The 6,911-nt window shown below is 74.3% G+C and carries 5 protein-coding genes; 3 read left to right on the forward strand and 2 right to left on the reverse strand.

Going from position 1 to position 6,911, the window contains the following annotated elements; translation table 11 throughout:
* Positions 1-43: 43 nt before the first annotated feature.
* A complete protein-coding gene (locus tag ACFQ80_RS11990) occupies positions 44-2,140 on the reverse strand; it encodes an acyl-CoA dehydrogenase (RefSeq protein WP_430552157.1) in 2,097 nt (698 codons plus the stop codon).
* A complete protein-coding gene (locus ACFQ80_RS11995) occupies positions 2,137-2,883 on the reverse strand; it encodes a TetR/AcrR family transcriptional regulator (RefSeq protein WP_430552158.1) in 747 nt (248 codons plus the stop codon). Before ACFQ80_RS11995 ends, ACFQ80_RS11990 begins: the two co-directional genes overlap by 4 nt.
* A 175-nt stretch (positions 2,884-3,058) precedes the next feature.
* On the opposite strand from ACFQ80_RS11995, the gene ACFQ80_RS12000 reads away from it, so the two are divergent.
* The 3 genes from ACFQ80_RS12000 to ACFQ80_RS12010 are packed head-to-tail and all read left to right on the forward strand — an operon-like array spanning position 3,059 to position 6,737.
* A complete protein-coding gene (locus ACFQ80_RS12000; RefSeq protein WP_430552210.1) occupies positions 3,059-4,357 on the forward strand; it encodes an acetyl-CoA C-acetyltransferase in 1,299 nt (432 codons plus the stop codon).
* A gap of 11 nt (positions 4,358-4,368) precedes the next feature.
* Complete coding sequence (locus ACFQ80_RS12005) at positions 4,369-5,724, forward strand: 3-oxoacyl-ACP reductase (protein ID WP_430552159.1); 1,356 nt, start codon at positions 4,369-4,371, stop codon at positions 5,722-5,724.
* Positions 5,721-6,737 carry a MaoC family dehydratase gene (locus tag ACFQ80_RS12010; protein WP_430563803.1) on the forward strand — a complete coding sequence of 339 codons (1,017 nt, stop codon included), beginning with the start codon at positions 5,721-5,723 and terminating at the stop codon, positions 6,735-6,737. Before ACFQ80_RS12005 ends, ACFQ80_RS12010 begins: the two co-directional genes overlap by 4 nt.
* Positions 6,738-6,911: the final 174 nt, after the last annotated feature.

A 6,911-nucleotide genomic window follows, 5' to 3' on the forward strand; every position in this document is an offset into this window, starting at 1 on the left:
GGACTGCGGTCGACGCAGTCCCGTCCGGGCGTCTCTCTCGCCGTCAGGAGCGCTTCTGCTTCTTCAGCGCCTTCTCGCTGACCGGCGCGGTGCCGTCGGCCCGCTGCTGGGCGTAGTACGCCCGCGCCTCGTCCTGCCGCTCCGCCTCGATGCCGGACGCGATGACCGCCCGGAGGTGCTCCGGCCCGTAGCCCCACGCGTCGACGAGGTCGACGGCGTGCGGACGCAGGCGGTCGAGCAGGCGGTCGACGTACGACGTCACCGTGCGGGCACGCTGCGCGGACAGCCGCCCGTTGATGAGGTACCAGGCGAGGTTGCGCTCGATGAGCGTGAGCCCGAAGACGTCGCGCACCCAGGTCATCACGCGGCGCGTGCCCGGGTCCTCGATCTGCTCGAGGGCATCGGTGAACGCCGACCAGCGCAGCAGGTCCGCGTGCGCCCTGGCCGCCTCGACGAGCTGCACCTGGTTCTCGTCGAAGATCCGCGCGGCCGTGACGGGGTCGGCCTTCTGCGCGGGGCGCAGCGCCATGGCGACGTCCTCGACGATCGTCGCGACGCGGTCGGCGAGCAGCTCGCGCTGCGTCTCGGCGTCGCGCAGGTGCCCGGCCGCGCGGCGCGGGTCGCCGACGTCGGCGAGGGCCTGGCCGGCCCGGCGCAGGCCGGTGCGGTGCAGCGCGGCGTCCGCGGCGCGGTCGACGACGAACCGGGCGATGCCGGCCGGCGTCGACGTGGCGCCCTTGAGCGCCTTCGCGTAGTCGCCCACGAGGCGCTTGGCGACGAGCTGCAGCAGCACCGTGTTGTCGCCCTCGAACGTGGCGTACACGTCCATGTCGTGGTGCAGGCTCGTGATGCGGTTCTCGGTGATGAAGCCGGCGCCGCCACAGGCGACGCGGGCCTCCTGCAGCGTCTCCAGCACGAACGTGGTCGACGTCGCCTTGAGCGCCGCCGCCATCGTCTCGAGGTCTTCGCGGTTCTCGGGGGTGTCCTTCTCGCCGGAGAAGACGTCGTCGAACAGGTCGAGGAGGCGGTCGTGCGCGAAGTGCGTCGCGTAGGTCTCCGCGATGCGGGGGAACAGGCGGCGGCGGTGCGTCGCGTAGTCCAGCAGCACCGTCTCCTCGATCGGCGACGACGAGGTGAACTGCCGGCGCTCGGCGCCGTACTTCACGGCGATGGCGAGGCCCAGCTTGGACGCCGTCGACGCCGCGCCGTCCAGGGACACGCGGCCCTGCACCAACGAGCCGAGCATGGTGAAGAAGCGGCGGCCGGGGCTGTCGATCGACGACGAGTACGTGCCGTCGGCGGCGACCGCGCCGTAGCGGGCGAGCAGGTCCGTACGCGGGATGCGCACGTGGTCGAAGGCGAGCCGCCCGTTGTCGACGCCGCGCAGGCCGCCCTTGAGGCCGTCGTCGTGCCCGCTGATCCCGGGCAGGAACTCCATGGTCTCCGGGTCGCGCACCGGCACGTAGAAGCAGTGCACGCCGTGGTTGACGCCGTTCGTGATCAGCTGCGCGAAGACGGTGGCCGCCGTGGCGTGCACCGCCGCGTTGCCGAGGAACTCCTTCCACGCCGCGCGGAACGGCGTGTGGATCTCGAACTCCTCGGTCTCCGGGTCGTAGGTGGCGGTCGTGGCCACCGACGCGACGTCCGAGCCGTGCCCGATCTCCGTCATCGCGAACGCGCCCGGCACGGACAGGTCCATGGCGCCCGGCAGCAGACGGTCCTGCTGCTCCGGGGTGCCCAGGTGGAGGATCGCCGAGCCGAAGAGGCCCCACTGGACGCCCGCCTTGATCTGCAGCGACGGGTCGGCGACGGCGAGCTCCTCGAAGCCCGCCAGGTTCGCGCCCGGGGCGTCGGCCCCGCCGAGGCGCGTCGGGTACCCGAGCCAGACCTGGTGCTTCTCGTCGGTGGCGAGCAGCTTCATCTGCTCGAGCACGCGCTCGCGGTGCTCCGCCATCGAGAGCGACTCGTCCTTCCAGAAGGTCGGGTCGGTCGAGCGCGCGCGGGCGTGGCGGCGCCACTCCGGCCACCGGCCGAGCAGCTGCTCGGACAGGCCGGCCACGTCGACGCGCGGGGTCGCCTTGGGGGCGGGCACGCTGCCGGCGGCCTGCGTCGTCGCGGGACGGTCGGACGTCGTGGTCATCGGTTCTCCTGCGGGGGTGCGGGGATGGGGGTCGAAGGGTCGGGAGGCGTCATGCCCTCGTGGTGGAGGACGCCGACGGGGCCGGTCCACAGCCAGAGCGTCACCTGCTCGGTGAGCTCCTCCCGGGTGAGCCGGTCGGCTCCGTCATGGCCGAGCCACCACTCGCCGGCGCCGCGTACGAAGCCGACGGCCCCGGCGGCCCAGGCGGCGGCGAGCGCCGGGGGCACCTGGACGGCCCTGGCGAAGGGCTCGGCCACCAGCTCGATCACGGAGTCGAGGTACGCGCCGAGCGCCTCGACCTGCCCGGTCCCGACGGCGCCGGGGGCGGGCTCGTTGCCGCCGATGGCGGTACGGGTGACGAACCAGTAGACGTTGGGCGAGTGCTCGATCATCTCGAGGTACACCCGGACCATCGCGCGCAGGGCAGCGTGCGGGGTGGGGGCGGCCTCGGCCGCCTCGCGGAGGGCGTCGTGCATCGTCGCCACGACGTGCGCGGCCACGGCGAGGCGCAGCCCCGCCTTGTCCTCGAAGTACCGGTAGACGATCGACTTGGACGTGCCCGCCTCGCCCGCGATCTCGTCCATCGAGACCCCGGGGCCGCCGCGGTGCACGGCCTTGCGCGCGGCGTTGACGAGCTGCGCCCGGCGTGCGGCGCGATGATCGTCCCAGCGCGTCGAACGACCGTCGAGGGCCGCGCGGCCGTCCGGGGTCGAACGGGCGTCGAGCTGTTCCGCGGCCCTCATCGGCCGCACCTTGTGACTCGTCTCACGGGACTGAGAGTATCAGGTACTGTGAGTCCTACCTGACCGACGGAGTGAAGGATCTATCGCTGTGGCTACACGCAAGCCGTCCGACGGCTCCCCCCGGAGCACGTCCCGGAGGACCACCCCCGCCCCGTCGCCGTCCGCCCCCGCGGGCGTGCGCGACGCCGTGATCGTGGGCGGCAACCGCATCCCGTTCTCGCGCGCCGGCAAGAAGTACGCCGACGCCTCCAACCAGGAGATGTTCACCGCGGCGCTCGAAGGGCTCGTCGCCCGGTACGGGCTGCAGGGTGAGCGCCTCGGCGAGGTCGTGGGCGGCGCGGTCCTCAAGCACTCGCGCGACTTCAACCTGATCCGCGAGTCCGTGCTCGGCTCCTCGCTGTCGCCCCAGACCCCCGCGTTCGACCTGCAGCAGGCGTGCGCGACCGGCCTCGAGGCCGCGATCACCGTCGCGAACAAGATCCGCCTCGGCCAGATCGAGTCCGGCGTCGCCGGCGGCTCCGACACCGTCTCCGACGCCCCGGTCGCCGTGAGCGAGGGGCTGCGCCGGGCGCTGCTCGACGCGTCGCACGCCAAGACGCTCCAGGCCCGCCTCAAGGCCTTCGCGAAGATCCGCCCCGCCGACCTCAAGCCCCTCACCCCCGCCACCGACGAGCCGCGCACCGGCCTGTCGATGGGTGAGCACCAGGCGATCACCACCGCCCGCTGGGGCATCTCCCGCGCCGCGCAGGACGAGGTCGCGCTCGCCAGCCACCAGCACCTCGCCGCCGCGTGGGACGCCGGGTTCTTCGACGACCTGGTCACGCCGTTCCGCGGCCTGACCCGTGACGACAACCTCCGCGCGGACACCTCGCTGGAGAAGCTCGCGAAGCTCAAGCCGGTGTTCGGCCGCGGCCTCGCCGAGCCCGCCGAGCCCACGATGACGGCCGGCAACTCCACGCCGCTGACCGACGGCGCCTCCACCGTGCTGCTGTCGTCGGCCGCGTGGGCCGCCGAGCGCGACCTGCCGGTGCTCGCGCGTCTCGTCGACGCCGAGACCGCCGCCGTCGACTTCGTGCACGGCCACGACGGACTCCTCATGGCGCCCGTGCACGCGGTGCCGCGCCTGCTGGCCCGCAACGGCCTGACCCTCGACGACTTCGACTTCTTCGAGATCCACGAGGCGTTCGCGTCGACCGTCCTCACCACGCTCGCCGCGTGGGAGGACGCCGACTACTGCAAGGCGGAGCTCGGCCTCGACACGCCGCTCGGCAGCGTCGACCGGGAGAAGCTCAACGTCAACGGCTCGTCGCTCGCGGCCGGCCACCCGTTCGCCGCGACCGGCGGGCGCATCCTTGCGACGGCGGCCAAGCTGGTCGCCGCGAAGGCCGCCGAGACCGGCCGGCCGGCCCGCGCCCTGATCTCCGTCTGCGCCGCCGGCGGCCTCGGGGCCACCGCCGTCGTCGAGTCCGTCTGAGAGGGAGCCCCGTGACCGACTCCTACACCAAGGCCGTCAACTCCGGCTTCACCAAGACGCTCGCGAAGAAGCTGGGCCTGCCGCGCCCCGCGATCCTGCGGCGCTTCCGCGCGGGCGACCCGCTCACCGTCGGGCCCGTCCTCGTCGTCTCGGACGACGCGTCCACCGGCGACGCGGACACCCTCGCCAAGGAGCTCCACGGCTGGGGCCTCGACGTGCGCCGTCAGCCCACCGACGACGCGCGCTGGGGCGCCGTGCTCCTCGTGCTCACCGAGTCGGAGCGACCCACCGACGTCTCCGCGGCCGTGCTGGCCACGGGCTCGGTCCTGCGCCGGCTCGCCACGAACGGGCGCGTCGTCACCGTCTCGCGCGCGGCCGCCGACGGCGACGCCCCCGCGCTCGCCGCGGCGCGCAACGGCGTCGACGGCTTTCTGCGCTCGCTCGCCAAGGAGCTGCGCGCGGGCGCCACCGGCAACGGGATCGTGCTCACCGACGGCGCCGCCGTGAACGCCACCTCGGTGCTCGCGACGCTGCGCTTCTTCCTGTCCGCCCGCTCGGCCTACGTCGACGGCCAGCTGCTGCCGGTCGGCCCGGCCGACGCCGAGGCTCCGGCCGACTGGGACCGGCCTCTGGCCGGGAAGGTCGCCGTCGTCACCGGGGCCGCCCGAGGCATCGGCGCCGCGATCGCGAAGACCCTCGCCCGCGACGGCGCCACCGTCGTGTGCGTGGACGTCCCCGCGGCCGGCGAGGGCCTGGCCCGCACCGCCAACGCGGTCGGCGGCACGGCGCTCCAGCTCGACGTGACGGCCGAGGACGCGGGCCGCCGCATCCTCGAGCACGCGCGCACCCGCCACGGCGGCCTCGACGTCGTGGTGCACAACGCGGGCATCCTGCGCGACAAGCTGCTGGCCAACATGAAGCCCGCCCAGTGGGACTCCGTCATCGCCGTCAACCTCGAGGCCCAGCTGCGCATCAACGACCAGCTGCTCGGCCTCGACGGGGGCGAGGGCGTGGACGGGCTGCGGATCGTCTCGCTCGCGTCGACCTCCGGCATCGCCGGCAACAAGGGCCAGACGAACTACGGCTTCTCCAAGGCGGGCGTCATCGGGCACACCCGCGCGACGGCCCCGCTCGTCGCCGCGCGCGGCGGCACCGCGAACGCCGTCGCCCCCGGCTTCATCGAGACCGAGATGACGGCGTCGATCCCGTTCGCCACCCGCGAGGTGGCCCGTCGGCTCAACTCGCTGCAGCAGGGCGGCAAGCCCGTCGACGTCGCCGAGGCGATCGTCTTCCTCGCGTCGCCGGCGTCCGCCGGTGTCAACGGCCAGGTGCTGCGCGTGTGCGGGCAGAACCTGGTGGGGCGGTGACGGCGAGCGCGCCGGCCACCAGCGCCGGCGAGCCGCTGCGCGTCGAGACCCTGCCCACCCTGCCGGGCCTCGGCAGCCTCTACGCGCGCGGCGCCGCCGCCTCCGGCCGCATCGCCGCGGGGCGCGCGATGCCGGGCCTGCCCGTCATCGGCCAGGGGCGGTCGGAGGGCGACGGGGAGGCTGCTCCCCTGACGCTGCCCGACGTCGCGTACCGCGTCTCCGACGTGCCGACGGCGGACCTCGCCCACCACCTGCACGACTACCAGCGGCTGCTGCACGAGCCCGTCACCGACGTGCTCCCGGCCGGGTACCTGCACGTGCTCGCGTTCCCGCTCGCGACGGCGGTCATGGTGCGTGGGGACTTCCCGCTGCCGCTGCTGGGGATGGTGCACCTGGCGAACGACGTCGAGCTCCGCGGGCCCGTCGTCCTGGGCGACGCGCTCGAGGTGCGCGCCTGGGCCGAGAACCTGCGCCCGCACAAGCGCGGCGTGCAGGTGGACCTCGTCGCCGAGGTGCGCCGCCAGGCGGACCCGGGCTCCGCCCCGGTGTGGCGGGGCGTGTCGACCTACCTCGCCAAGGGCTTCCACCTGCCGTGGACGGCGCCCGGGACGGACGCGGAGGACGAGCACGACGGCGAGGACCGCGCGCCCACGGGCACGTGGACGCCCCCGCTGCCCACCGGCCGGTGGGCGCTCGGGCCGGGCACCGGCCGCGCGTACGGCGCGGTCTCGGGCGACCGGAACCCGATCCACCTGTCGGCGCTGTCCGCCAAGGCGTTCGGCTTCCCGCGCGCCATCGCGCACGGCATGTACACGGCGGCGCGTGCCCTGGCCGACGTCGGGCACGCGCGCGGCGAGGCGTACCGCTGGACGGTCGAGTTCGCCTCGCCCGTGCTGCTGCCCGGCACGGTGGACGTGGCCGTGACCCCGGCCGACGGCGGCGGCTTCGCCTACGTCGGCTGGAACGGCGGCCGCGGCCGCCAGCACTTCCGCGGCACGGTCACGCCGCTCTGACCTGGTGTCCGCGAGGTAGCCCGAGAGCTGCGGAGGTAGTTCGGAGCGCCGCGAGGTAGTGCGGAAAACCAGGGGGCGCCTCGTAATAACGCGCCGGGCGGGGGGCTAACCAGGCGTGCGGGGCGGGGGCAGGTTGGGGGGGATGTCCCCCCAGCGCTGCATCCACCGGCCCGC

The sequence above is a fragment of the Isoptericola sp. NPDC056578 genome (assembly GCF_042793275.1).
Lineage (GTDB): Bacteria > Actinomycetota > Actinomycetes > Actinomycetales > Cellulomonadaceae > Isoptericola.

Coding starts and splice junctions, on each gene's coding strand:
- ACFQ80_RS11995 (WP_430552158.1), bottom strand. CDS start 2,883: ATGAGGGCCGCGGAACAGCTCGACGCCCGTTCGACCCCGGACGGCCGC.
- ACFQ80_RS11990 (WP_430552157.1), bottom strand. CDS start 2,140: ATGACCACGACGTCCGACCGTCCCGCGACGACGCAGGCCGCCGGCAGC.